This is a genomic window from Agromyces sp. NPDC058484 (assembly GCF_042720415.1).
In the GTDB taxonomy this organism is placed as follows: domain Bacteria; phylum Actinomycetota; class Actinomycetes; order Actinomycetales; family Microbacteriaceae; genus Agromyces.
This window is the reverse complement of sequence record NZ_JBHXMP010000002.1, coordinates 131,658-156,477: the sequence shown is the minus strand read 5'-3', so window position 1 is coordinate 156,477 and position 24,820 is coordinate 131,658. Positions and strand designations below refer to the sequence as shown.

The following is a 24,820-nucleotide window of genomic DNA, read 5'->3' as shown; positions in this document are numbered from 1 at the left end:
CGGCGCGCGTGTCAGCGGGTGGTGCCCGCGACCTTGGGCAGCGCACCGCCGGCGGCGGCGTTGCGGTCGGGACGGAAGTTGTGGAAGTCGACGCCCGGGATGCCCTGCACGAGGTCGATCTCGTCCTCGATGAGGGCGGCCTCCCACTCCTCGGGGCCGACGAGCGGCAACCGCACCCGCGGACTGCCGATCCGGCCCAGTCCGTGCAGGATGTACTTCACCGCAACGGTGCCGGGCACGTGGGTTCCGACCGCGCGCACGAGCGGCTCGAGCTGCTGGTGCGCCGCGGTGGCGGTGGCGAGGTCGCCCCGGTTCACGGCATCGACGATCGTGCGGTACGGCGCCGGCGCGATGTTCGACGTCACGCCGATCAGCCCCGTGGCCCCGATGGCGAGGTGCGGCAGCACGTTCGCGTCATCGCCGGAGAAGTACATCAGGTCGGTCTGGTTCAGCACCCGGCTGACCTCGGAGAAGTCGCCCTTGGCGTCCTTCACGGCCAGGATGTTCGGATGCTTCGCCAGCCGCAGGATCGTCTCGTACCTGATCGGCACACCCGTGCGCCCGGGGATGTCGTAGAGGATCACCGGCAGGTCGGTGGCATCGGCGACCAGCCGGAAATGCGTCAGGATGCCCGCCTGCGTGGGCTTGTTGTAGTACGGCGTGACGATCATGATGCCGTCGGCGCCGGCCTGCTCGCTGTGCCGGTACAGCTCGATCGCGTGCGCCGTCTCGTTCGAGCCGCCGCCCGTGATGATCTTCGCCCGACCCGCCGCGACATCCTTGCCGACCTCGACCAGCCGGATCTTCTCCGGGTCGGTCAGCGTCGACGTCTCCCCCGTCGTGCCCGTCACCACGATGCCGTCGGCGCCAGCCGAGATGACATCGTCGATATGCTGCTCGACCCCCGGCCAATCCACCTCGCCGTCCGCCGTCATGGGCGTGACGAGCGCGACGAGCACCTGTCCGAAGGGATTGTCTGCAGTCACGCTCCCAAGGCTATCGGGTCGAGCGGATGCCGCACCGCTCGCGTGCTGGGCTCGACCACGACATCGGCCGCAATACGCACGTGCGAGTCGGCGGATGATCCGACAGACTCGCCGCCGCTGACCGGCGTGCCGCCGGCCATCATCCGCCGACTCGCACGCGCCGGTGCAGACCGAGTTCGAGCTTCGTGAGGATCGCCGCTTCAACCATCTCCCAGTCGTGGATCACGAGCGCAGAGTCGAACCGCAGCGTGTCGAAGCCCTGCGCCGCGGCGGCGACATCGCGCGCGAGGTCCTTGTGTCGCTCGTTGGGGCCGTCGTGATTCGGCTTGCCGTCCACCTCGATGATCAGCCGATCGCCGAGTACGAAGTCCACCGATCCGACACCGGGGATCTTCACCTGCGATGCAAGGGAGATGCCGAGTGGGCGCAGGCGAAGCCTGAGGAGCGACTCGAGTCCGCTGTCGGCGTTCCAGCGGGCGAAGTCGACGAGCCAACGGTCCTTCCTCGGGATCGCGGCGCGGAGCCGCGCACATCCTGCTGTATCGATGAGTCGCTTGCGCATCGCCGACTCGAGGGCGACGAAGAAGTGCTCTTCGCCCATGCAGACGAGCAGCGCCGCAAGGGCGTCCGGAAGCGCCTGCAGCCCGCCGCGTGCTCCTCCCCTGCACCAGTGCAGGATGCAGGCGCAGGCGTCGTCGGCGGCATCGTCCTCCTCATCGCCTCCCGGGTCATGGGCGACCTGTCGAAGATGGCCGTGTGTCGGCAGTGCGGCGTGCAGGGTCGTCGGCTTCTCGAGAATCCAGAGCCCTACCTCCTTGGCGCGGCTCAGGCATCCCACCGATCCCCCGTGCATGACGGCGGTTCGCACATCGGCAGACGTGTCGGCGTGCACGTAGACGCCCTCACGAAGACGGATGATGGCGCGGGCGCGCACCGCCGTCGCGATGGCGTGACGGGAGACACCTCCTGCGTCGAGCTCATTGGCGCGTGCGACTCCGCCGAGGTCGGCGCAGAGCCGCTGGACGTGGAACGGGTCGACGGGCATGGTCGCGACTCTTCCTCGCCTCGATCCTGCATGAGCGCAGTTCGTGTGAAACGGCGAGAAGGCGGCGTTGCCAACGCCTGTGGAGGAGGAGTCGCACAGCCGCCTGCGAGTCAGCGGATGATTCACGCGACACGCCCGCGTGACACCGGCGCGCCGCCCAGCACCTCCGCCGACTCGCTGCAGTGCCGACTCGCCGATCGAGGCCGCGGGCCCGCGAGGGTCAGCGCCGCTCGAGGCGGCGGAAGCGGTAGCGGATGCCACCACGAGATGTGCGCCAGCCCGGGTCGCCGGACGCGACCCGCCACGAGCCGTCGACTTCGGGCGCGTACGTGTCGCCGTCGACCGCGAGGTCGAGCTCGGTCACTTCGAGCCGGTCGGCGCGATCGATGACGGCGGCGAAGAGCTCGGCACCGCCGATCACCCACACCCGGTCGTCGAAGCCGTCGGCGGCGAGCGCCAGCGCTTCGTCGACGGATGCCGCGCGCACCGCGCCGGCGGCCGCCCACGCCTCGTTGCGCGTCACCACGATGTTCTCGCGCCCGGGAAGGGGGCGGGAGCGAGGCGGGAGCGACTCCCACGTGCGACGCCCCATGATCACGGGCGCCTCAAGTGTCACTGCCTTGAAGTGCGCGAGATCTTCGGGCACGTGCCACGGCATGCCGCCGTCGCGTCCGATCACGCCGCCGCGCGCCTCGGCCCAGACCAGCCCGATCGCCGGCCCGAACGGGGGCGGCGCGGCATCCGGTCTCCCACTGCTCATACTGCGACGACGGCTCGGATCGCCGGGTGGTGCCGGTAGCCCTCGACGATGAAATCGTCGTACTCGTAGTCGAAGATCGAGGCGGGCGTGCGCGCGAACCGCAGTGTCGGCGCGGGGAACGGTTCGCGTCCGAGCTGGAGTCGCACCTGCTCGACGTGGTTGTCGTAGATATGGCAGTCGCCGCCGGTCCACACGAAGTCGCCCACATCGAGGCCGGTCTGCGCGGCCATCATGTGCGTGAGCAGCGCGTACGACGCGATATTGAACGGCACCCCGAGGAAGAGGTCGGCGCTGCGCTGGTAGAGCTGGCACGAGAGCCGGCCGTCGGCCACGTAGAACTGGAACAGCGCATGGCACGGCGCGAGTGCCATGTCGGGGATGTCGGCGGGATTCCATGCCGAGACGATGAGCCGGCGCGAGTCGGGGTTCGTGCGGATCTGCTCGATCACCTGCGAGATCTGGTCGATCGTCTCCCCCGAGGGCGTCGGCCAGGAGCGCCACTGCACGCCGTAGACGGGGCCGAGCTCGCCCGCGGCATCCGCCCACTCGTCCCAGATGGTGACCCCGTGCTCGCGCAACCAGCCGACGTTCGACGAACCCTGCAGGAACCAGAGCAGCTCGTAGGCGATCGACTTGAAGTGCACGCGCTTGGTGGTGACGAGCGGAAATCCCTGCGACAGGTCGAACCGCAGCTGGCGCCCGAACACGCTGCGCGTGCCGGTGCCCGTGCGATCGGTCTTGACCGTGCCATGCTCGAGCACATCGCTCAGGAGGTCTTCGTAGGGCGTGGGAATCGACTCGGCCATCGGGTCGATGCTAACCCGTCGTCACGGGCCTGGCGCCGGCGGCACGGCGGGCTAGGCTGGGATCCCGGCTCGAGGAGGAGAACCCATGGCAGTCACGAGTGAAGCGACCACCGTCTGGACCGGCACGTTGTTCGAGGGGTCCGGCGATGTCGCGCTCGACTCGTCCGGTCTCGCGACGTTCCCTGTGAATTGGAAGGCACGTGCCGAGGGCGAGGCGAACACCACGAATCCCGAGGAGCTTCTCGCCGCCGCTCACTCGGCGTGCTTCTCGATGGCGCTCTCACTCGCGCTCGCGGAGGCGGGGAATCCTCCCGAGAGCATCCAGACGACCGCGGCCGTCACGTTCGAGGCCGGTCGCGGCGTACTCGGCAGCCACCTGCTCGTGAGCGCCCGCGTACCCGGCGTCACCGAGGAGGAGTTCGAGGCGTTCGCCGAAGACGCGAAGAACACGTGTCCGATCTCCCAGGCGCTCACCGGCATCCCGATCACCATAGAAGCCGAGCTCGCCTGACCGTGCGCGTGCTCATCGCCGGCGCATCCGGCTTCATCGGATCCGCGCTCGTCGAGCGACTGGCCGCCGAGGGCCACGAGGTCGTGCGCCTCGTGCGGCGCAGGGCGCAGACCTCCGACGAGACCGCGTGGTCTCCGGCGTCGGGCATCATCGATTCCACGGTCATGGACCGCGTCGACGCGGTCGTGAACCTCTCGGGTGCCTCGTTCACCCGCCTGCCCTGGACGAAGACCTACCGCGGCGAGATCGTCGACTCGCGCGTGACCGCCACCCGCACGCTCGCCGACGCGATGAACAAGGCCCGGCACCCGCCCGCCGTCTTCCTCAGCGCGTCGGCCGCGGGCTACTACGGCGATCGCCCCGGCGAGCTGCTCACCGAGTTCTGCAGCCCGGGCTCCGGATTCCTCGCGGAGGCGGTCGGGCGCTGGGAGAGCGCCGCCATGCTCGCGCCCGACACGACACGAACAGTGGTCTTCCGTAGCGGGATCGTCGTGGGGCACGGCGGTCCCCTGCAACGCGTCGGCACCCTCACCCGCCTCGGGCTCTCGGGCAGGCTCGGCACCGGCGGACAACACTGGCCGTGGATCGCACTCGATGACGAGATCGGCGCCCTCGTGCACCTCCTCGGCTCGAAGGTCTCGGGTCCAGTCAACCTCGCCGGGCCGACACCCGCGATCGCCGATCGGGTCATGAACGCGATGGCCGAACGGATGCACCGCCCCTACGCACTCGCCGTCCCCGAGCGGATGCTCGAGGTCGCACTCGGCCGCGCTGCCGACGAACTGCTGCTCTCGAGCCAGAAGGTACGCCCGCAACGCCTCATCGACGACGGATTCCGCTTCGCCCATGTCACCGTGGAGTCGGCGCTCGACGCGATGCTCAGCGCTCCGCGCGCTCGAGCGTGATCGCCCGACGCACCGCGCTGCGCGCCCGGCGGCGATCACCGGCTGCGTCGTAGGCCATGCCGAGTCGCAACCACGCCCGCCACGACTCGGGTTCGGCTTCCGCTGCCGCACGGAACGCGCCGAACGCGGCATCCGCCGCCGCACGTTCAGGACGACCGCTCGGCAGCAGCGGAATGCCGAGGTCGACGCCGCCCTCGGCCTCCAGCCGCCGCACGAGGGCCTGCGAGCGCACGCCGAACGCGAGCTCGCGCCAGAGCGCCCACGCGGCGATGATCGGCAGCACGACGAGCGCGATGCCCATCGCCACCGCGACCGGCTCGCCGGTGGCGACGAACTGCACGGCGCGCCAACCGACGAGCGCGAGGTAGATCGCGAGCAGCACGGCCATGAGGATGGCACCGGATTTCGCGGTCATGCGGTCGTGCCGGGGAGCCCCAGGTCGAGGAGTGCGTCGAGGCCGACGACGACGCCCGACGCCTCGGGGGCACGACGCAGCGCGAGGAGGATGCCCTGCTCGTAGGCCGACGCCGACACCGTGGAGTGCGAGATCGTGAGCGTCTCGCCGTCGCCGCCGAGGATGACCCGTTGCTCGGCAAGGACTCCCGCCAGCCGGAGGCTGTGCACGGGCACGCCCGACACGAGCTGCCCGCGCGCCCGCTGGTCGGCGTGCGGTGCCGACACCGGTCCGGCGTCGCCGCGTGCCCCACCGATGAGCTCGGCCGTGCGCACGGCCGTGCCCGAGGGCGAGTCGACCTTGCCGGCGTGATGCGCCTCGACGATCTCGATGGCATCGAAGAATCGTGCCGCCAGCGCGGCGAAGGCGGTGCCGAGCACGCTGCCGACCGAGAAGTTGGGTATGAAGAGCACGGCACCCGCGTCGTCGTGGCCGCGCATGAACTCCGCGATCTCGGCGATGCGATCGTGCGACCAGCCGGAGGTGCCGACCACGATCGGGATGCCGGCGCCGGTCGCGAACTCGACGATGCCGGCGCTCGCGGCCGGATGGGTGACGTCGAGCGCGACATCCGCGCCGAGCATCTCGTCGAGGCTCGACCGCGAATCGAGCGCCGCATGCAGTTCGAGGTCGTCGGATGCCTCGATGAGCTCGAGCGCCAACCGCCCCATCTTGCCCGTGGCCCCGGCCACGGCGACCCGTATCGTCACGTGCTTCACCCTACCAAGGCGGTCCGAGCGGCCGATTCCGCCGTATCCCCGGCAATAGGCTGGACGCATGCGGTTCCGGGAGGTCGACGTCACGAGCACCGAAGCCGTCGGAGTGCTCGACGCCTACTTCGCCGAGCGCGCGGCCGGCTTCCCGGCCGCGCAGGGGGAGTACCGGCCCACCTACCCGACCGCCGCGGCGTTCGCTCCCCCCGCGGGCGTGTTCCTCGTCGTCCTGGACGACGACCTCGTGATCGGATGCGGCGGGGTACGTCGCATCGAGCCGAACCCCGATACCCGCGAGTCACGGTACGAGGTCAAGCACCTGTGGCTGGCGCCGGCCGCCCGCGGTCGCGGCGCGGGGCGACGGCTCCTCGAGGAACTCGAACGTCGCGCGGTGGAGTTCGGCGCCGAGGAACTCGTGCTCGACACGAATGCGAGCCTCGAAGCCGCGGGCGGTCTCTACCGATCGAGCGGGTTCACCGAGATCGAACCGTACAACGCCAACCCGAACGCGACCCACTGGTACGGCAAGCGCGTCGTGCGCTGAACTCAGACCGAGTACGGCTCGGGCAGCCCGGTGCGCAGCTCGGGCGGCAGGTGCGCGATGTCGTTGTGCACCACGAGGCTCCACGGGCGGCCGGACTTCTGCGTGAGCACGGTGAGGCCGCAGTTCGCCTGGTTGATCGACACCCAGCGCCAGTCGGGCGCTCCGAGCACCTCGCGCACGAACCAGGCGATCACGAAGTTGTGCGTGATGAGCAGGTCGTGCCGGTCCTCGCGGTGGGAGCGCAGGAACTCTGCGGCCGCGTCGGCCATCTGCGCGCTGCCGGCCTCGATCTGGGCCTCGGTGACCGAGCCGAAGAACGGGTCGTACGCCTTCGGCGTCTCGGGCGCAGGGCCGGAGGGAATGCAGTCGAACAGCAGCGCAGAGGGCTCGGGCTGCACCGCCGGCATCTTCGCCGCGATGATCTCGGCCGTCTCGGCAGCCCGCTGCAACGGGGAGTGCCACGCGTGGTCGAACGGCACGCCGCCGAGCCGTTCGGCCAGGAGCTCAGCCTGGCGCCGACCGCGCGGAGAGAGGGGCCCGTCGGGCATGCCGTGCTCGGCGTCGAGCTGCTCGCCGTGGCGTACGAGGTAGAGATGGTGAGGCACTGCGTATCGGTTCCCGTCGGTTCCTGTGCTGGTTCGTCTGGAGTCGCGGTCAGGCGACGTCGGTGCTCGGCACGATCACGTCGATCGCACCCTTGAACGCCGCTTCGTCGGTTGCGCCGACCGCGACGAGCGAGAACGGCCGGGAGACGAGGTCCCCGGCCAGCGCCTGCACGTCATCGACGGTGACCAGCGTGATGCGCCGGAGGGCTTCGTCGAGGTCGGCGAACTCGCCGAGCGTCAGCTCGGCACGGCCGAGCCGGGACATCCGGGTGTCGGAGTCTTCGAGGGCGAGCGCCGACGCGCCGCCGAGCTGACCCGCCGCACGCCGAAGCTCGTCGACGGTGACGCCGTGCTCGGCGACGCGCTCGAGCTCGGTGCGCATGAGCGCAGCGACCGTACCGGCCTTCGCAGGCGAGCATCCCGCGTACATGCCGAAGAGGCCCGCGTCGGAGTAGCCGGGCGCGAACGAGTAGACGGCGTAGGCGAGGCCGCGGCGCTCGCGCACCTGCTGGAAGAGACGCGACGACATCCCGGAGCCGAAGATCGCGTTGAGCACGCTCATCGTCGAACGACGCTCGTCGGTGGCGACGAGACCGGGCACGCCGAGGAGGAGGTTGACCTGCTCGGTGGGGCGCTGCACCACCGTGATCGCGGACCCCGGCACGAGCACGGCGGATTCGGTCGAGCGGCGTTCGACGGGAGCGGCCGCGATCGAGAGGTCCCATTCGGCGAGCGCCAGCGCACGTTCGAGCTCGCGTACGAGGAGGTCGTGGTCGACGGCGCCCGCCACGGTGACGACGAGATCCTGCGGCCGGTAGTTCGCCCGGTAGTGCGTCCACACGGCTTCGCGTGTCGCCGCGCGGATCGTCTCGGGGCTGCCGCCGATGGGGCGGCCGAGCGGATGCTCCCCGAGCACGGCCCCGAAGAACCTCTCGTTCGCGACATCCGCCGGGTCGTCGCCGGCCATCGAGAGCTCCTCGAGGATGACGCCGCGCTCGTTGTCGAACTCGACCGGGTCGAGGAGCGACGACGTGAACATGTCGGCGAGCACGCCGACCGCCATCGGCAGGTCCCTGTCCTGCACCTTCGCGTAGTAGCAGGTGTACTCCTTCGCCGTGAGGGCGTTGTGCTCGCCGCCCACCGCGTCGAAGGAGATGGCGATGTCGAGCGCGGTGCGCGCGGACGTGCCCTTGAAGAGCAGGTGCTCGAGGAAGTGGGTCGAGCCGTACGTGGCGGGGTGCGCGGCATCCGCATGCTGCTCGTCGCGGGAGCCGACCGCGACCCAGAACCCGACCGTCGCGCTGCGGCTGCCGGGTACCTGCTCGCTCAGGACGCGGACGCCGGAGGGGAGCACGCTGCGCCGGACTCGCGCGTCGCCCGCTGCCGTGAAGGAGAGCTCGGCCTGGCCGAGTGGGAGGTCGACGGCGCCGTTCATCCTGACCAGCCTATGTCACGGCGGCGCGACCGCGGTCGACCTGGAACTGGCCTTGCGGCGTTCAGGATGACACGCGATCGAGTTCCACGAGCTCGGATCGATGCAGTTCGACGGATGCCGCGGCGAGGAGCGCCTCGACCTGTTCGGGCCGGGTCGCACTCGCGACGGGCGCCACGACGGTCGGCTTTGCGAGCAGCCACGCGAGGGCGATCGTCGCGGGCTGGACGCCGTGGGCGAACGCGATCTCGTCGATCGCCGCGAGCACCCGGTGTCCGCGCCGGCCGAGGTGACGGGCGAGCCGTGCACCGCGCGCGTCGTGCCGCATCTCGGAGCGCCGGCGCACCCGGCCGCCGAGGAATCCGTTCGCGAGCGCGAAGTACGGCAGCACGCCGATGCCCTGGGCGTGTGCCACCAGTTCGGTGGCGCCTTCGAACGGCCGCCGTTCCATGAGGTTGTACCGCGTGGTGAGGAGCTCGAACCGCGGGAGCCCGTTCGCGGCGAGCACCCGCGCCTCGATGAGACGCTCGGGCGGGAAGTCGGAAGCGCCGACCGAGCGCACCTTCCCCTCGGCGACGAGTGTGCCGACGGCGCCGAGGCTCTCTTCGAGCGGGACAGTGGGGTCGTCGCCGTGCAGGAACAGCACGTCGATGCGGTCGGTGCCCAGCCGCCGGAGCGAGTCGTCGACGGCTGCCCGCACGTCGAGAGGCGCCAGTCCGCGGCGGTCGGAGTGACGCCCGACCTTCGTCATGACCCGCATGCGATCACGCGTGCGGCGGGAGGCCATCCACGAGCCGATGATCGACTCGCTGCGGCCTGACGCATAGCTGTCGGCCGTGTCGAGGAGGTCTCCGCCCGTGCCTGCGAAGCGATCGAGCACCGCGAACGCCTCATCGGAGCCGAGCGTCCATCCGAAGGTGCTGCCGCCGAGCGCGAGCGGATGCGCCGTGATCCCGGTCTCGCCGAGGCTCGTGCGCCTCGGCACGGTGATGGGACCCGACAGCGTGTTCGATTCCACCGTCTCGACGCGCAGAGCCGGCGCGTCCGGCGTCGCGACATCCGTCGCCCTCACCTCGATCGAGCCGGCGACCAACTCCGCGATCGTCGCCCCCGCGACGCCTCCCGCGCTCGCCCGGTAGCTGTGCCGTCGTGCCACGCGTTCCTCCTCCCCAGGATGGTTCCGAGAGTACGTCCTGGGTCACCTGTACCCCGGAACGCGAGGTGAACCGTTACCGAATCGTTTGCGTACGCGCGGGCGTGTCCCCCGGAATGGGGTGGAAGCGAGCGGATGCCGCGACCCCGGCTCAGCCGTGCGCGCGCCGTACGATGGCCTCGGCCTGCCGAAGCACGGGCGCATCGACCATGTCGCCGCGGAACGCGAAGACGCCCGGTCCGCCCGCCGCCGACTCCAGCACGGCACGTGCCCACTCGAGTCGCTCGGCGCTCGGCCGGTAGGCGTCTCGCACGACCTGCACCTGCGAAGGGTGGACGCACGCGGTCGCCGCGAACCCGAGCGCCGCGGCGTCCTCGGCCTCGGCGCGGAGCCCGTCGAGGTCCGCGATCTCGAGGTGCACCGCGTCGATCGCGGCGACGTCGTGCGCGGCCGCCGCGAGCAGCACCCGGGACCTGGCGTGCGTCGCGACGTCGCGGTAGCGGCCGTCGGGATGCCGGCTCGAAGAGCCGCCGAGCGAGGCCACGAGATCCTCGGCGCCCCACATCAGGCCCGAGACGTTCGGGATCGCCGCGATCTCGGCCGCGGCCAGCACGCCCCGCGCCGTCTCGCAGAGCGCGACCACCTCGAAGTCCTCGAGCTCGATGAGGTCGGCGGTGCCCTCGCACTTGGCGAGCATGACCGTGCGATACCCGGTCGCGGCGATCGCGGCGACATCCTCGGCGAAGTGCGGCGTCGATGCCGGGTTCACCCGCACGATCACCCGGTCGGGGTCGAGCGACGAGGCGATGAGGGCGAGACGGGCCGCGTGCTTCCCGTCGTCGGCGACGGCGTCCTCGAGGTCGAGGATCACCGCGTCGGCGCGCTCGAACGCCTTCTCGAAGCGGTCGGGTCGGTCGGCCGGGCAGAAGAGCATGGCCGGGCCGAAGCGGAACGGCGGATGCGTCATCCGCTCGACTCCGTCCCGTGATCGGATGCCTCGGCGGCGGCCGAGGCCCGCTCGCCTGCCTCGCGCGTCCACACGAGCATCGTGCGCGACGCCGTGGCGACCACCACGCCGTGCTGGTTCCGGGCCGTGTGCGCGAGCGTGACGACGCCCTCGCCGGGACGCGACGACGACAGTCGCTTCGACTCCACGACGCTCTCGCCGTAGAGGGTGTCTCCGACGAAGACCGGATGCGGGAACGCGACCGCGCCGAAGCCCAGGTTCGCCACGAGGGTGCCCTGGGTGAGCTGGCCCACCGACTGCCCGACGAGGGTCGACAGCGTGAACAGGGAGTTCACCAGCGGCTGCCCGAACGGCTGCCCGGCCGACCATGCCGCGTCGAGGTGGAGCGGCTGCGGGTTCATCGTGAGCGTCGTGAAGAGCACGTTGTCTGCCTCGGTCACGGTGCGACCCGGGCGGTGGAGGTACCGCACGCCCTCCTCGAGTTCCTCGAACCAGAGTCCGCGCTGCACGACCTCGCGCATGGGCACATCCGACATGCCGAGCCTCCTAGCCGAGTCCGAGTTCGCGCGCGATGACCATGTACTGCACCTCGTTCGTGCCCTCGCCGATCTCGAGGATCTTCGAGTCACGGTAGTGCCTGGCCACGAGGCTCTCGTTCATGAAGCCCATGCCGCCGAAGATCTGCGTGGCGTCGCGGGCGTTGAGCATCGCGGCGTCGCTCGAGACGAGCTTCGCCATGGCGGCCTCCTTCTTGAAGGGAAGGCCGGCGTCGACCCGCCGGGCCGCATCGTGCCAGGCGAGGCGCGACGTGTGCACGCGGGTCTGCATCTGGGCGATGGTGAAGGCGATGTACTGGTGCGAGGCGATCGGCACGCCGAAGACGTTTCGCGTCTTCGCGTAGCTCACGGCCTCGTCGAGGCATCCCTGCGCGGCACCCGTCGACAGCGCCGCGATCGCGATGCGGCCCTCGTCGAGCGTGCGCAGGAAGTTGGCGAAGCCCCGGCCGCGCTCGCCGAGCAGGTTGGCGGCCGGCACCCGCACGTCGTCGAAGGTCAGCGGGTGCGTGTCGGAGGCGCGCCAGCCCGACTTGTCGTACCCGGGCCCGACGGTGAACCCGGCTGTGCCGTTGGGCACGATGATCGTCGACAGCTCCTTGTCGACAGCGCCGTCGGCACGAGTGCGCTCACCCGTCACCGCCGTGGCCGTGACGAACCGGGTGATCGGCGTGCCCGAGTTCGTGATGAACTGCTTCGAGCCGTTGATGACCCACTCGTCGCCGTCGAGCACGGCCGTCGTGCGCGTGGCGCCCGCGTCGGAGCCCGCCTCGGACTCGGTGAGTCCGAATCCGGCCAGCGCGCGTCCCGCCACGAGGTCCGGCAGGTACTCCGCCTTGTGCTCGTCGGTGCCGTGCCGGTAGATCGGCATCGCGCCGAGTCCGACGGCGGCCTCGAGGGTGATCGCGATCGACTGGTCGACCCGCGCGAGGGCCTCGATGGCGAGGCACAGCGCCATGTAGTCGCCGCCCTGCCCGCCGAACTCCTCGGGGAACGGCAGGCCGAACAGACCCACTTCGCCCATCTGCGCGACGACGTCCATCGACAATTCGTGCGTGCGGTCGGCATCATACGACTGGGGGGCGACCACTGTGTCCGCGAAGTCGCAGACCATGTCGTAGAGCTCCCGCTCCTCGGGGCTCAGGTCGTGCTGCATGGTGCTCCTCATTCCTGGTGGGATGTACTCGGTTCGATGCGCGCGACGACCTGGTCGCGAGCGACGAGGTCGCCCATCACCACGGTGAGGCGCACGGTGCCGTCGAGCGTCGCGAGGACGCGGTGCTCCATCTTCATCGCCTCGATCGCGAGCACGGCGTCGCCGGCTTCCACGGGGTGGCCGTCGTCGATGAAGAGGGCGGTCACGGTGCCGGGCATCGGCGCGCGGAGATCGGGGTCGGCCGCGAGCCCGCCGCGCTCGACGGCCGCGCGCCGGAGCTCGGCGTGCGCGCGCCGGTCGACGTGAACGAACGCGGCGGCCTCGCCGCCGCGGTGCACCCAGACGGCGCCGTCGTCACCCACGCGCACGACGGCCTGCGGGTCGATGTCCTCGACGAGGCTCGGGGCCTCCACCGGCCGGATGTCGCGCGGGTGATCGCGCGGGGCGAGCAGCACGACCGGCGGACGCACGACGCCCGGGCGCCAACCCGTGGCGGCGTGCCACGCCGTGGGGCCCGCGGCATCCGCTGCGACCCGTTCGTGCGTCTCGTCGACTGCGAGGCGGCGGGCGGCCGCGTCGAGGAGCACCGGCGAGGGGTCGGCGACGCTCGTCTCGGGCATGCGGTCGATGAGGCCCGTGTCGAGGTGGCCGCCCTGCACGGCGGGTTCGGCGAGCAACCGACGGAGGAAGGCGATGTTCGTGTCGACGCCGAGCACCACCGTCTCGGCGAGCGCCCGGTCGAGCCGTTCGATCGCCTGAGCGCGGTCGTCGCCGTACGCGATGACCTTGGCGAGCATCGGGTCGTAGTGCGCCGTGACCTCCAGGCCCTCGTGCACGCCGGCGTCGACGCGGACGCCGTCGCCCGCGGGCTCCCGCCAGGCGAGCACCTCGCCCGTCGACGGGAGGAAGCCGCGGTGCGGCGACTCGGCGTAGAGCCTCGCCTCGATCGCGTGCCCGGTGAGGTGCACGTCGGCCTGCTCGAGCGCGAGCGGCTCCCCCGCCGCGATCCTCAGCTGCTGCTCGACGAGGTCGACGCCCGTCACGAGCTCGGTCACCGGGTGCTCCACTTGCAGCCGGGTGTTCATCTCGATGAAGAAGAACTCGTCGGGTGCGGCATCCGACACCAGGAACTCGACGGTGCCGGCGCCGAGGTAGCCGACGCTGCGCGCCGCATCGCAGGCGGCGGCGCCGATGCGCGCGCGGGTCGCATCGTCGAGCAGTGCCGACGGCGCCTCCTCGATGACCTTCTGGTGGCGGCGCTGCAGCGAGCACTCGCGCTCGCCGAGGTGGATCACGGCTCCCGAGGCATCCGCCAGCACCTGCACCTCGATGTGCCGGGGGCGCTCGATGAGACGTTCGAGCAGCAGCGTGTCGTCGCCGAACGCGGCGGACGCGACCCGGCGGGCCGCCGGAACGGCCGCCGCGAGCTCGGCTGCGTCGCGTGCGACCTGCATTCCCTTGCCGCCGCCGCCGGCCGACGGCTTCACGAGCAGCGGGAATCCCACGGCCTCACCGGCGACGAGGAGCGCCGCGTCGTCGAGGGCGGGGTCGGCGACGCCCGGCACGATCGGGACGCCGGATGCCGCGACGTGCAGCTTCGCCCGGATCTTGTCGCCCATGACCTCGAGCGCCTCGTCGCCGGGGCCGATGAACACGATCCCCGCGTCGCGACAGGCACGCGCGAAGCCCGCGTGCTCGGAGAGGAATCCGTAGCCGGGATGCACGGCCTGCGCGCCCGTGGCCCTCGCCGCCGCGACGATGCGATCGGGGTCGAGGTAGCTCTGCGCGGCCGGCGCGGGCCCGATATGCACGGCCTCGTCGGCGAGACGCACGTGCGGGGCATCCGCATCGGCGTCGGAGTACACGGCGATCGAGCGGATGCCGAGACGACGCAGGGTGCGGATGACGCGCACGGCGATCTCGCCGCGGTTGGCGACGAGGACTCGCTCGAAGGGGCGCGCCGCCAGGGGCGCGGCGGTGAGCGGCATCCGTTCCGATGCGCCATGGGGCGAGCTCATGAACGTGACCATGCGCGCCTCTCTGCGACGTTGCCCGCGCGCTCACAGTTAGCGCGCACTAACTGAATTGATGTTAGTGGCCGCTAACTGAAATGGCAAGCGGCTCGCCGCGCGCAACGAGCCGCCACCCCGCGGCGCAGCACGAGCATCATCGCGTCCGGCCGAGCGCGTCCGCGATGCGGTCGATGCCGAACTCGAACGCCCGCTCGAGGTCGCCGTCGAGGCGGAAGGCCCCCGAGAGCTCCATGGCAACGAACCCGTTCAGCCAGGCGGTCAGCGTGCGCGCCGCCTCGAGCGCGTGCGGCTCGCCCGCAAGCCCTGCCGAGACCCGAAGGACGGCCGCGCTCGCCCGGGCGAGCGACTCGCGATCGAGGGCGACCTCGGAGCCGGGAGCGAACACGAGCCCGAACGCGACCGGCCGCTCGCGCGCGAAGGAGCGCGCCGCCCGTGCGAGCGCTGCGAGCACCTGCCGCGGGTCGGATCCGCGTGCGGCCGCGGCGTCGAGCCGGTCGCCGAGGTCGCGCACGGTCGCGTCGGCGATGAGCGCGACGAGCTCGCGGCGGTTGCGCACCCGCTTGTAGAGCGATGGCGCCCGCACGCCGACGCGCGCTGCGACCGCCTGCATCGTGAGGCCCGCAAGCCCCTCGGACTCGAGGAGCGCGCGCCCGGCCGCCACGATCTCGGGGAGCGACGTGCGATCTGGGGTCGGCATCGGGGCTCCATCCGTCGGGGCGGTTCAGCTATTGACATTAGCCATGATAGCTACTTATCATAGCCATCACAACCGACTCCAATCCACCCATCCAAGTGAGGCGACCCCATGAGACTCGGCCACTCCCTCCACCGCATCGGCAACGATCTCGTCGCCGTCTACCTCGTCGACACGCCCGATGGCGTGACCGTGATCGACGCCGGACTCGCCGGCCAATGGCGCGAGTTCACACGAGAGCTCGCCGCCATGGGGCGTTCGCTCGCCGACGTGCAGGGCGTCGTGCTGACGCACGGCGATACCGACCACATCGGGTTCGCCGAGCGACTGCGGCGCGAGCACGGAGTGCCGGTGTACGTGCACGAGGCCGACGGGGCCCGCGCACGCGGCGAGGTCGCCACGAAGCCCGCGTGGGGTCGCGTGAGCGTCGGCGCCACCGCCCGGTTCCTCTGGTACGCCCTCACGAAGAACGGCCTGAAGACCACACCGCTCACCGAGGTCGTCACGGTGCGCGACGGCGACGTCCTCGACCTTCCCGGCGCTCCGCGCGTGATCGGCATGCCGGGTCACTCGCCCGGCAGCATCGCGATCCATGTGCCCATCGCCGACGCCGTCTTCGTCGGCGACGCCCTGACCACCCGGCACGTGCTCACCGGCGAGACCGGCCCGCAACCCGCGCCGTTCACCGACGACCCCGCCGGGGCGCTCGCATCGCTCCGCCGACTCGACGGGCTCGGCGTCACCTGGGTGCTGCCGGGTCATGGCACGCCGTGGAACCGCGGCGTCGACGAGGCCGTACGCGCCGTCGAGCGCGCGGCCGCGGCATCCGCATCCACCGTCGACAAGCCAGCCGTGATCCCCCGCCGGAACCGCCGACGCACAGACCTCGGCGCACCCAACCTCGACATCGCAACCCCCTCTGACGTGAAGGTGTTGCGCTGACCAGTTGAGCCCGCAGACCTCGCCCACCCTCGCAATCGCAGATCTCCTCAGGTTTGCGGGGTCAGGTGAACAGGAACAGGCGAACGGGCGCGGGCGAACGGGAACGCGGGCACGGCCGGACAACGCGGGCACGGGCGAACGGGAACGCGGGCACGGGCGAACGGGGACGCGGGCACGGGCGAACGAGAACGCGGGCGCGGCCGGACAACGCGACCGACGGGCCGCTGCGGGCTGCGCTACATCCGGAACAGGCCGAACGCCGGCTCGGACAGCGGGGTGCGGCTCGCGAGCTCGAGCGCGAGGGCGAGCACCGTGCGGGTGTCGTCGGGATCGATGATGCCGTCGTCCCAGAGTCGGGCCGTCGAGTGGTACGGGCTGCCCTGCGATTCATACTGCTCGCGGATCGGCGCCTTGAACGCCTGCTCCGCGGCATCCGGCCACTCTTCGCCCTTCACCGCGAGCTGGTCGCGCTTCACGGTCGAGAGCACGGATGCCGCCTGCTCACCGCCCATGACGGAGATGCGTGCGTTCGGCCACATCCAGAGGAACCGCGGCGAGTACGCCCGCCCGCACATGGAGTAGTTGCCGGCGCCGAACGACCCGCCGATCACGACCGTGAACTTCGGCACGCGAGTGGTGGCGACGGCGGTCACCATCTTCGCGCCGTGCTTCGCGATGCCGCCCGCCTCGGCGTCGCGACCGACCATGAAACCCGAGATGTTCTGCAGGAACAGCAGCGGGATGCCGCGCTGGTCGCAGAGCTCGATGAAGTGCGCGCCCTTCATCGCCGACTCGCTGAAGAGCACGCCGTTGTTCGCGACGATGCCGATCGGATGCCCGTCGAGGTGCGCGAACCCGGTGACCAGCGTGTCGCCGTATTCGGGCTTGAACTCGGAGAACTCGCTGCCGTCGACGAGCCGCGCGATGACCTCGCGCACATCGTAGGGCTGCTGCACGTCGACGGGAACGGCCGCGGTAAGGCCCGCCGGGTCGACCGCGGGTGGGCGGGACTCCCGTACCGCCCACGCGCGGGGCGCGGGCGGTGCGAGGGTCGCGACCATGTCGCGCACGAGTTCGAGGGCGTGCTCATCGTCGTCGGCGAGGTGGTCGGTGACGCCCGAGACGCGCGAGTGCAGGTCGCCGCCGCCGAGTTCCTCGGGCGTGACGACTTCGCCGATCGCCGCCTTCACGAGGGGCGGCCCGCCGAGGAAGATCGTGCCCTGGCCGCGCACGATCACGGACTCGTCGCTCATCGCGGGCACGTAGGCGCCGCCGGCGGTGCACGACCCGAGCACCGCCGCGAGCTGCGGGATGCGCATCGAGGAGAGCTGGGCCTGGTTGTAGAAGATGCGGCCGAAGTGGTCGCGGTCGGGGAACACCTCGTCCTGCTTCGGGAGGAACGCGCCGCCCGAATCGACCAGGTAGACGCACGGGAGGCGCAGCTCGCGGGCGACCTCCTGCGCGCGCAGGTGCTTCTTCACGGTCATCGGGTAGTACGTGCCGCCCTTCACGGTGGCGTCGTTGCAGACGACCATCACCGGCCGCCCGTGTACGAGACCGATGCCCGTGATGATGCCGGCGCCCGGGGAGTCGCCGCCGTAGAGGCCGTCGGCGGCGAGCGGTGAGAGCTCGAGGAACGGACTGCCCTCGTCGAGGAGCCTGTCGACGCGGTCGCGTGGGAGCAGCTTGCCGCGGGCGACGTGGCGGTCGCGCGAGCTCTCGGGGCCGCCGAGCGCCGCGGCGGCGAGCTTCTCGCGGAGCTCCCGCACGAGTCCGGCGTGCTCCTCGGCGTTGCGCCGCGACGAGTCGCTCGCGAGGTCGATACCCGTCGTGAGGGTGGTCATCCGCTCCGCCTGTCTCCATCGACGGCGCGCCCCCTTGTGGATGCCACGCCATTTCGGTTAGTGTTCACTAACTCGATTTCCGATGTTAGCGAGCACCCACGGCAATGGCAAGCACCCTCCACACCGACGACGCGGTCGTCGACGCACGAGGCCTCGCCCGCACCGAACGCGGCCGGCAGAAGGCCGACCGCCGCGCCGCCATCCTCGCCGCGGCCGCGACGCTCTTCGCCGAGCACGGCTACGCGGGGGTCACGATCGAAGACCTGGGCGCCGCCGTGGGAGTGAGCGGGCCGGCCGTGTACCGGCACTTCTCCGGCAAGTCCGCCGTGCTCGCGGCGATCCTCGAGGGCGCGAGCCGAGCCCTCCTCGACGGCGCCGAGCGCGTGCTGGGCGAGGCGCCCGACGCGGCATCCGCCCTGCGCTCGCTCATCAGGTTCCACGTCGAGTTCGCCCTCGGCGACGCCGACGTCATCGCCGTGCAGGATCGCGAGCTCGAACGGCTCGACCGCGACGCACGACACCAGGTGCGCCTCCTGCAGCGGCGCTACGTCGAGCACTGGGTCGACACCCTCTCCCGACTCCGGCCCGATCGGGCCGAGACGGAGCTCAGGTTCCGGGCACACGCCGCCTTCGGACTCCTGAACTCCACTCCGCACAGCGCCCGCATCCCCGGGCGCCGACCGGCCGACGGCACCATCCGCGGCATCCTGGAGGAGATGACATGGGCGAGCCTCATGTCGTGACCCTGCGCGCGACCCGCGCCGGCGATCTCGACGCACTCTTCACGTTCGGGCAGCAGGAGGAGGCGGTGCGCATGGCCGCGTTCACCGCGCCCGATCCGTCGGACCGAGCGATGTTCGACGCGCACTGGCGGCGCATTCTCGACGATCCGCGCATCGAGACCCGCACGATCCGCGCCGATGGCGCCGTCGTGGGCAGCGTCGTGCGCTGGTTCGAAGACGACACGGCCGAGGTCACCTGCTGGATCGATCCGGCGCGCTGGGGCGAGGGCATCGCCACGCGCGCGGTGCGACTGCTCCTCGACGTGCTCCACGAGCGCCCCGTGCGCGCTCGCGTCGCCGTCGACAACTCGGGCTCGATCGCGGTGCTCGAGAAGCTCGGCTTCCGGCCTGTGGGCAGCGAGGTGAGCTTCGCGAACGCCCGGGGCTCGGAGGTCGAGGAGCGGATCTACCTGCTCGACTAGGCTCACTCGCCGGGATGTGCTCCCGGCTCGGCGCCCAGCTCCGCTGCCACCACGCCGATGCGCCGCGCCAGGTCGAGGTCGCGCGACGTGACACCTCCGGCATCGTGCGATCTCAGCGCGAACTCGATGCGTCCCCACCCGAGGCGCACATCGGGGTGATGGTTCAGCTCGTCGGCGATCACCGCGACGGCATCGAGCAGACGCACCGCGCTGCGGAAGTCCTCAGTCGTGTAGACAGCGTGGAGGTGGTCTTGGGCGTGCCGGAACGCCGTGCCCTCGAGCTCGGCTTCGGAGTCCGCCGGCGAGAGGATGCTGGGTTCGTCCATGCCCTCCATCTTCTCGCCGATCGTCGCGTCACGCCATGGTGAGCGCGAGTCCCGGCTCGCGAAGGATCGCGCCGATGTCGGCGAGGAACCTGGACCCCTGCTCGCCGTCGACGAGCCGGTGGTCGAACGACAGGCTCAGCGTCATGACCTCGCGGAGCGCGATCTCGCCTCGGTGCTCCCACGGCTGGCGGCGCACGGCACCCATGGCGAGGATCGCCGCCTCCCCGGGATTCAGGATCGGCGTGCCGGCGTCGATGCCGAAGACGCCGATGTTCGTGATCGAGATCGTGCCGCCGGCGAGGTCGGCGGGCGGCGTGCGGCCGGCGCGCGCGGTCTCGGCGAGCGCGGCGATCGCGTCGGCGAGCTCGAGGAGCGTCATCCGTTCGGCGCCCTTCACGTTCGGCACCACGAGGCCGCGACCGGTGGCCGCGGCGATGCCGAGGTTGACGCCGCCGAACTGCACGATCTCCTGCGCGTCTTCGTCCCAGCGCGAGTTCACCTCGGGGGTGCGCCGGGACGCAATGCACACCGCCTTCGCGGCGACGGTGAGAGGCGTCACCTTGTGTCCGGCGAAGCTCCGATTCTCACGGATGCCCCGGAGGAGCTCCATCGTCGCGGTCACGTCGACCGTGAGGAACTCGGTGACGTGCGGCGCAGTGAACGCGCTCCGCACCATGGCCGCGGCGGTGTGCTTGCGCACGCCCCTGATGGGGATGCGGGTCTCGGCCGGGCCCTCGGTCGCCGAGCCCGCCGAAGCGAGGGCGGCGACGTTCCCTTCGACGAGCCCAGGAGACGTGGAAGCGGATGCCGCCGCCTCCACGTCGGCGCGGGTGATGAGCCCGCGCTCACCCGTGCCCTCGACGCCTGCCAAGTCGATGCCGAGGTCGCGCGCGAGCTTGCGCACGGGCGGGGTGGACCTCGGACGCTCGGGCGCATCGGTGGAGAGATCCACGGACGTTCGCGCAGGTGCCGAATCGGGGGCAGGCAGATCGGCATCCGGCGCGGTCGGCACGAGGTCGGCGACGAGCGCCGCACGGCGGACGCGCCGCTTCGGGCCACCCTCGTCTCGCGCGCCGTATCCCACGAGGTTCGGGCCGGGCGCGGCATCACGTTCGGGCGCGGCGTCCGCTCCGCTCGCAGCGGGAGCTGTGGCCGGAGCCGCAACCGGAGCTTCGGCAGGAGCTTCGGCTGCCGGCGCCGCGCCGCCCGGAGCACCCGCGGCACCGTCGCCGGTGTCGCACGAGAAGAGCGGCTCCCCGACGTTCACCGTCTCGCCCTCCTGCGCGTACAGCGCGGTGATGACGCCGGTGTACGGCGACGGCAGCTCGACGACGGCCTTCGCCGTCTCGACGTCGGCGATGATCTGGTTGAGTTCGACGCGATCGCCGACCGCGACGCGCCAGGCGACGATCTCGGATTCGGTGAGGCCCTCGCCGAGATCGGGGAGCGGGAAGTCCTTGATCATCGGGTTCACGCCTCCACGCCGCTCAGGGAGTTCGGCCGGCCGAGTGCACGATCGACCCCGTCGAGGATGCGGTCGAGGTCGGGCAGGTGGTGCCGTTCCAGCTTGGCCGGCGGGTACGGGATGTCGTGTCCCGTGATCCGCACGGGGGCGGCCTCGAGGTATTCGAAGCATCGCTCGGTGACGGCCGCGACGATCTCGGCGCCCACGCCGCCCTGCTCGCCCGCCTCGTGCGCCACGACCAGCCGGCCGGTGCGGCGCACGGATGCCGCGACCGACTCGTAGTCCACGGGCGCGAGCGATCGCAGGTCGATGACCTCGATCGAGATGCCGTCCTCCGCGGCGGCGATGGCCGCGTCGCGGGCCGTCTGCACGAGCGCGCCGTACGTGACGAGCGTGACGTCGTCGCCCGGGGCGACGAACGTCGCGAGGCCCATCGGCTTCGCGTCGGCGAGGTTGCCGGTCTCATCGACGTCGCCCTTCACGTGGTAGCGGCGCTTCGGCTCGAGGAAGAGCACCGGGTCGTCGCTCGCGATCGCCTGCTGGACCATCACGTAGGCATCGGCCGGGTTCGAGCAGGCGACGACACGCAGGCCCGCGGTGTGCGCGAAGTACGCCTCGGGCGACTCGGAGTGGTGCTCGGCCGCGCCGATGCCGCCACCGAACGGCAGGCGGATCGTGATCGGCATCCGCACGTTGCCGCGGGAGCGGTAGTGGAGCTTCGCCACCTGGGCGACGATCTGGTCGAACGCCGGGTAGACGAATCCGTCGAACTGGATCTCGATGACGGGCCGGAACCCGCGGTAGGCGAGCCCGACCGCGGTGCCGACGATGCCGGACTCGGAGAGGGGCGTGTCGACCACGCGGTGCGCGCCGAACTCGGCCTTGAGTCCGTCGGTGACGCGGAACACGCCGCCGAGCGAGCCGATGTCCTCGCCCATGAGCACGACCTTGTCGTCGGCGGCGAGCGCACGGCGGAGTCCGGCGTTCAGGGCCTTCGCGAGGGTGAGCGTGGTCATCGTGCGCCTCCGTCGGGGTCGGATGCCGCAGCGCCGGTGCCTGCGGTCGAACCGTCGGCCTCGTCGAACATCGCGAGGTACCGTGCGTAGCGTTCGCGCTGCCGTTCGAGGTGGCTGTTGCGCTCGGCGTACACGTGGTCGAACACGCTCATCGGCTCGGGATCGGTGATCGTCGTGATCGCGGCGCGCATCTCGGCGGCGGCCGTATCGGCCTCGGCGGCGACCTCTCGCTCGAGACCGGCGACGTCGACGCCCATGCCCTCGAGCAGGGCGAGCACGCGCGTGATCGGGTCGCGCTCGCGCCACTCTGCGAGCTCGGTGTCGGTGCGATACCGCTTGGGGTCGTCGGCGGTCGTGTGCGGACCGAGCCGGTAGGTGACTGCCTCGATGAAGGTCGGCCCCTCACCCCGACGGGCGCGATCGAGCGCGGTGCGCGTGGCCGCGAGCACCGCGAGCACGTCGTTGCCGTCGACGCGGATGCCGGGCATGCCGAAGCCGTCGGCGCGGCGCGCGAGGGGCTGCTTCGACTGCAGGCCGACGGGCTCGGAGATCGCCCACTGGTTGTTCTGGCAGAAGAACACGACGGGCGCGTCGAAGCTCGCGGCGAACACGAGCGCCTCGTTCACGTCGCCCTCGCTGGTGGCCCCGTCGCCGAAGTACGCGATCGACGCGGCATCCGACCCCTCCCAGGCGAGCCCCATGGCGTAGCCCGTCGCGTGCAGGGCCTGCGCGCCGATGATGATCTGCGGCACGGCCATGCCGTGCTCGTACGGATTCCAGCCGGATGCCGCCGAGCCGCGCCAGACGATGTGCACGTCGGCGGGCGTCACCCCGCGGCACCACGCCACGGCGTGCTCGCGGTAGCTCGAGAAGACGAAGTCGTCGTCGCGGAGGGCCCTCGCGGAGCCGATCTGGGCGGCCTCCTGTCCGGCGAGCGGTGGCCAGAGGGCGAGCTCGCCCTGACGCTGGAGGGCGGTGGCCTCGGTGTCGAGTCGTCGCACGATCGCCATGTCACGGTAGAGGCGGCCGAGGGCGGCCGCGTCGACGTCGGCGACCCACGGGTCGAACTCCGCGTCGCGGTGGCGTTCGCCGTTCGGCGTGATGAGCTGCACGAAGTCGTCGGGCCGTGTGAGGAGCCCGGTCGCGTCTCGGTCGGATGGGGTCATCATCGATCCTCGCTTTCGGCGGGCCCGCCTCGTGAGCAGCCCGCGCCCGGCGGCTCTGCCGGATACTGCGAGAATACGTCGATCGGTCACACAGCTCAAGTATCATCGTCGCGGTTGAGCATGTTGCCAAGTCAATGCGGCGCATCCAGTGCTATCGTGTGGCGTTATGAACGGTTACGACGCGGTCGACCGATCGCTGCTCGCGGCGCTCGCCGCCGACCCGCGCGCGACCGTCGTCGCTCTCGCCGACCGGCTCGCGATGTCGAGGAACACGGTGCAGGCCCGGATGTCGCGGCTCGAGTCATCCGGCGCCTTCCTCTCGTTCGAGCGCAGCATCGATCCCGTGCCGCTGGGCTTTCCGCTCGAGGCGTTCATCTCGGTGCACGTGCGGCAGAAGCAGCTCGCCGACGTGGTCGACGCGATCGCCGAGATCCCCGAGGTCATCCAGGCGCACGGACTGTCGGGCAACGTCGACCTGCTCGTGCGCGTCGTCTGCCGCGACGCGCACGACCTGTTCCGCATCGATGGCGAGATCCTCGCCATCGACGCCGTGGAACGCACCGAGACGTCGCTCGCGATGGGCGAGCTGATCCCCTACCGCATCCGCCCGCTGCTCGACCGGAGGACGTGAGGCCCGATGCGCGTCGCGGTGCTGCGCTGCGAGCGGCTTCCCGGTTTCGTGACCTGGGAGATCCCCGACGTGGAGTCGCTGTTCGCCGACGACCGAGCACTCATCGCGGCGTTCGCGGAACGCGGCGTGGAGGCCGAGCCCGTGGCCTGGAACGATCCCGCGACGGACTGGGACTCGTACGACGGCGCGCTCCTGCGCAGCACGTGGGACTACGTCGACCACCTCGTGGATTTCATCGAGGTGACGACGACGATCGATCGCTCGCGTTGCACGCTGGTCAACCCGTTGGACGCCGTGCACTGGAACGCCGACAAGCACTACCTCGACGACCTCGACCGTCTGGGCGTTCCGATCGTCCCACTCGTGCGCGGTACGCGGGCCGACTCGGCTCGGATCCACGCGCGGGTGGCCGACGCGGGCTGGGACGAGCTCGTGCTGAAGCCCGCCGTCGGGGTCGGTGGATCGGGCGTCGTGCGAACCGATGCCGGATCCCTCGCTCACGTGCTCGACGGCCTTCCGTCAGGCCTCGAGGTGATGGTGCAGCCGTTCGCCGACGCGATCCTCGACGAGGGCGAGCTCTCGTTCGTCTTCCTCGGTGAAGTGCTGAGCCACGTGCTGCGCAAGCATCCGGCGAAGGGCGACTTCCGGGCGCACGGGATCTACGGTGGCACGGTCGCGGCCACGGATGTCGGCCCCGGCGATGCCGCGCAGGTGGCGGCGATGCTCGCCCGCCTGCCCTTCGACCTCGTCTACGCCCGGTTCGATGTCGTGCGCGTCGACGGGCGCTTGGCCGTGCTCGAGCTGGAGCTCATCGAGCCGATGCTCTACTTCGACCGCGCTCCCGGCAGTGCGGGGCGGCTCGCCGATGCGACGATCGCGCTGCTCGCACGATCGTGAGACGACGGATG

27 protein-coding genes are annotated in these 24,820 nt (G+C 71.1%); 8 read left to right on the top strand and 19 right to left on the bottom strand.

From position 1 onward, the window contains the following. Positions 1 to 11: 11 nt before the first annotated feature. The 4 genes from dapA to ACFWN7_RS03235 all read right to left on the bottom strand — a co-directional run bounded on the left by dapA (position 12) and on the right by ACFWN7_RS03235 (position 3,597). Positions 12 to 986 carry a 4-hydroxy-tetrahydrodipicolinate synthase gene (dapA, locus tag ACFWN7_RS03250; protein WP_376937260.1) on the bottom strand — a complete coding sequence of 325 codons (975 nt, stop codon included), beginning with the start codon at positions 984 to 986 and terminating at the stop codon, positions 12 to 14. A 139-nt stretch (positions 987 to 1,125) separates the two neighbouring features. Beyond that, positions 1,126 to 2,031 (bottom strand): DUF559 domain-containing protein, encoded by a 906-nt coding sequence (locus ACFWN7_RS03245; protein WP_376937258.1) that lies wholly within the window; start codon positions 2,029 to 2,031, stop codon positions 1,126 to 1,128. A 220-nt stretch (positions 2,032 to 2,251) separates the two neighbouring features. Continuing rightward, the gene (locus ACFWN7_RS03240; RefSeq protein WP_376937257.1) at positions 2,252 to 2,791 is read right to left on the bottom strand and encodes a dihydrofolate reductase; all 540 of its coding nucleotides are present in this window, start codon (positions 2,789 to 2,791) and stop codon (positions 2,252 to 2,254) included. Further along, positions 2,788 to 3,597 (bottom strand): thymidylate synthase, encoded by an 810-nt coding sequence (locus ACFWN7_RS03235; protein ID WP_376937256.1) that lies wholly within the window; start codon positions 3,595 to 3,597, stop codon positions 2,788 to 2,790. The genes ACFWN7_RS03240 and ACFWN7_RS03235 overlap by 4 nt, the downstream gene beginning before the upstream one ends. An 85-nt stretch (positions 3,598 to 3,682) precedes the next feature. Between ACFWN7_RS03235 and ACFWN7_RS03230 the strand changes: the two genes are divergently transcribed. Together ACFWN7_RS03230 and ACFWN7_RS03225 are read left to right on the top strand one after the other, a co-directional pair. Continuing rightward, a complete protein-coding gene (locus tag ACFWN7_RS03230) occupies positions 3,683 to 4,108 on the top strand; it encodes an OsmC family peroxiredoxin (protein WP_376937255.1) in 426 nt (141 codons plus the stop codon). A gap of 8 nt (positions 4,109 to 4,116) precedes the next feature. Next, a complete protein-coding gene (locus ACFWN7_RS03225) occupies positions 4,117 to 5,013 on the top strand; it encodes a TIGR01777 family oxidoreductase (protein WP_376937254.1) in 897 nt (298 codons plus the stop codon). Here the strand turns inward: ACFWN7_RS03225 and ACFWN7_RS03220 are convergent. Together ACFWN7_RS03220 and dapB are read right to left on the bottom strand one after the other, a co-directional pair. Continuing rightward, on the bottom strand, positions 4,988 to 5,428 hold the full coding sequence (locus ACFWN7_RS03220) for a hypothetical protein (RefSeq protein ID WP_376937252.1): 441 nt from the start codon (positions 5,426 to 5,428) through the stop codon (positions 4,988 to 4,990). The genes ACFWN7_RS03225 and ACFWN7_RS03220 overlap by 26 nt on opposite strands. Continuing rightward, positions 5,425 to 6,177 carry a 4-hydroxy-tetrahydrodipicolinate reductase gene (gene dapB, locus ACFWN7_RS03215; RefSeq protein ID WP_376937250.1) on the bottom strand — a complete coding sequence of 251 codons (753 nt, stop codon included), beginning with the start codon at positions 6,175 to 6,177 and terminating at the stop codon, positions 5,425 to 5,427. The genes ACFWN7_RS03220 and dapB overlap by 4 nt, the downstream gene beginning before the upstream one ends. Positions 6,178 to 6,244: 67 nt before the next feature. Here dapB and ACFWN7_RS03210 point away from each other — a divergent pair, with 67 nt between their 5' ends. After that, positions 6,245 to 6,724, top strand: a complete 480-nt coding sequence (locus tag ACFWN7_RS03210) for a GNAT family N-acetyltransferase (protein WP_376937248.1) — start codon at positions 6,245 to 6,247, stop codon at positions 6,722 to 6,724. A gap of 2 nt (positions 6,725 to 6,726) precedes the next feature. On the opposite strand, the gene ACFWN7_RS03205 is transcribed toward ACFWN7_RS03210, so the two are convergent. The 8 genes from ACFWN7_RS03205 to ACFWN7_RS03170 all read right to left on the bottom strand — a co-directional run bounded on the left by ACFWN7_RS03205 (position 6,727) and on the right by ACFWN7_RS03170 (position 15,321). Continuing rightward, positions 6,727 to 7,329, bottom strand: a complete 603-nt coding sequence (locus tag ACFWN7_RS03205; RefSeq protein ID WP_376937247.1) for a histidine phosphatase family protein — start codon at positions 7,327 to 7,329, stop codon at positions 6,727 to 6,729. Positions 7,330 to 7,378: 49 nt separating this feature from the next. After that, a complete protein-coding gene (locus ACFWN7_RS03200) occupies positions 7,379 to 8,764 on the bottom strand; it encodes a M16 family metallopeptidase (protein WP_376937246.1) in 1,386 nt (461 codons plus the stop codon). A 61-nt stretch (positions 8,765 to 8,825) separates the two neighbouring features. Next, complete coding sequence (locus ACFWN7_RS03195) at positions 8,826 to 9,917, bottom strand: aldo/keto reductase (RefSeq protein WP_376937244.1); 1,092 nt, start codon at positions 9,915 to 9,917, stop codon at positions 8,826 to 8,828. 148 nt (positions 9,918 to 10,065) lie between these two features. Beyond that, positions 10,066 to 10,881: an HpcH/HpaI aldolase/citrate lyase family protein gene (locus ACFWN7_RS03190; RefSeq protein ID WP_376937243.1), complete on the bottom strand. Its 816-nt coding sequence runs from the start codon at positions 10,879 to 10,881 to the stop codon at positions 10,066 to 10,068. Further along, positions 10,878 to 11,417: a MaoC family dehydratase gene (locus ACFWN7_RS03185; RefSeq protein ID WP_376937241.1), complete on the bottom strand. Its 540-nt coding sequence runs from the start codon at positions 11,415 to 11,417 to the stop codon at positions 10,878 to 10,880. Before ACFWN7_RS03185 ends, ACFWN7_RS03190 begins: the two co-directional genes overlap by 4 nt. A gap of 10 nt (positions 11,418 to 11,427) precedes the next feature. Beyond that, entirely contained in the window at positions 11,428 to 12,591 is a 1,164-nt protein-coding gene (locus ACFWN7_RS03180) for an acyl-CoA dehydrogenase family protein (protein ID WP_376937239.1), read from the bottom strand. A gap of 8 nt (positions 12,592 to 12,599) precedes the next feature. Continuing rightward, a complete protein-coding gene (locus tag ACFWN7_RS03175; protein WP_376937238.1) occupies positions 12,600 to 14,609 on the bottom strand; it encodes an acetyl-CoA carboxylase biotin carboxylase subunit in 2,010 nt (669 codons plus the stop codon). Positions 14,610 to 14,757: 148 nt separating this feature from the next. Then, positions 14,758 to 15,321 (bottom strand): TetR/AcrR family transcriptional regulator, encoded by a 564-nt coding sequence (locus ACFWN7_RS03170; RefSeq protein ID WP_376937237.1) that lies wholly within the window; start codon positions 15,319 to 15,321, stop codon positions 14,758 to 14,760. A gap of 108 nt (positions 15,322 to 15,429) precedes the next feature. Here ACFWN7_RS03170 and ACFWN7_RS03165 point away from each other — a divergent pair, with 108 nt between their 5' ends. Beyond that, positions 15,430 to 16,260: an MBL fold metallo-hydrolase gene (locus ACFWN7_RS03165; protein WP_376937236.1), complete on the top strand. Its 831-nt coding sequence runs from the start codon at positions 15,430 to 15,432 to the stop codon at positions 16,258 to 16,260. A 236-nt stretch (positions 16,261 to 16,496) separates the two neighbouring features. Here ACFWN7_RS03165 and ACFWN7_RS03160 read toward each other — a convergent pair whose 3' ends face one another. Beyond that, the gene (locus ACFWN7_RS03160; protein WP_376937235.1) at positions 16,497 to 18,104 is read right to left on the bottom strand and encodes a carboxyl transferase domain-containing protein; all 1,608 of its coding nucleotides are present in this window, start codon (positions 18,102 to 18,104) and stop codon (positions 16,497 to 16,499) included. Between the two features lie 104 nt (positions 18,105 to 18,208). On the opposite strand from ACFWN7_RS03160, the gene ACFWN7_RS03155 reads away from it, so the two are divergent. Further along, positions 18,209 to 18,847 (top strand): TetR/AcrR family transcriptional regulator, encoded by a 639-nt coding sequence (locus ACFWN7_RS03155; RefSeq protein ID WP_376937234.1) that lies wholly within the window; start codon positions 18,209 to 18,211, stop codon positions 18,845 to 18,847. Continuing rightward, the gene (locus tag ACFWN7_RS03150) at positions 18,826 to 19,308 is read left to right on the top strand and encodes a GNAT family N-acetyltransferase (RefSeq protein ID WP_376937233.1); all 483 of its coding nucleotides are present in this window, start codon (positions 18,826 to 18,828) and stop codon (positions 19,306 to 19,308) included. Before ACFWN7_RS03155 ends, ACFWN7_RS03150 begins: the two co-directional genes overlap by 22 nt. Positions 19,309 to 19,310: 2 nt before the next feature. On the opposite strand, the gene ACFWN7_RS03145 is transcribed toward ACFWN7_RS03150, so the two are convergent. Genes ACFWN7_RS03145 through pdhA form a run of 4 tightly spaced genes read right to left on the bottom strand, consistent with a single transcriptional unit; the run spans position 19,311 to position 23,281 of the window. Beyond that, the gene (locus tag ACFWN7_RS03145) at positions 19,311 to 19,634 is read right to left on the bottom strand and encodes a 4a-hydroxytetrahydrobiopterin dehydratase (protein ID WP_376937232.1); all 324 of its coding nucleotides are present in this window, start codon (positions 19,632 to 19,634) and stop codon (positions 19,311 to 19,313) included. A 28-nt stretch (positions 19,635 to 19,662) separates the two neighbouring features. Continuing rightward, entirely contained in the window at positions 19,663 to 21,099 is a 1,437-nt protein-coding gene (locus ACFWN7_RS03140) for a dihydrolipoamide acetyltransferase family protein (protein WP_376937230.1), read from the bottom strand. Between the two features lie 5 nt (positions 21,100 to 21,104). Continuing rightward, on the bottom strand, positions 21,105 to 22,115 hold the full coding sequence (locus ACFWN7_RS03135) for an alpha-ketoacid dehydrogenase subunit beta (RefSeq protein ID WP_376937229.1): 1,011 nt from the start codon (positions 22,113 to 22,115) through the stop codon (positions 21,105 to 21,107). Continuing rightward, the gene (pdhA, locus tag ACFWN7_RS03130; RefSeq protein ID WP_376937228.1) at positions 22,112 to 23,281 is read right to left on the bottom strand and encodes a pyruvate dehydrogenase (acetyl-transferring) E1 component subunit alpha; all 1,170 of its coding nucleotides are present in this window, start codon (positions 23,279 to 23,281) and stop codon (positions 22,112 to 22,114) included. The genes ACFWN7_RS03135 and pdhA overlap by 4 nt, the downstream gene beginning before the upstream one ends. A 166-nt stretch (positions 23,282 to 23,447) precedes the next feature. Here pdhA and ACFWN7_RS03125 point away from each other — a divergent pair, with 166 nt between their 5' ends. Then, a complete protein-coding gene (locus ACFWN7_RS03125) occupies positions 23,448 to 23,912 on the top strand; it encodes an Lrp/AsnC family transcriptional regulator (RefSeq protein ID WP_376937227.1) in 465 nt (154 codons plus the stop codon). Between the two features lie 6 nt (positions 23,913 to 23,918). Then, positions 23,919 to 24,809 carry a RimK family alpha-L-glutamate ligase gene (locus ACFWN7_RS03120; protein ID WP_376937226.1) on the top strand — a complete coding sequence of 297 codons (891 nt, stop codon included), beginning with the start codon at positions 23,919 to 23,921 and terminating at the stop codon, positions 24,807 to 24,809. Positions 24,810 to 24,820 lie beyond the last annotated feature (11 nt).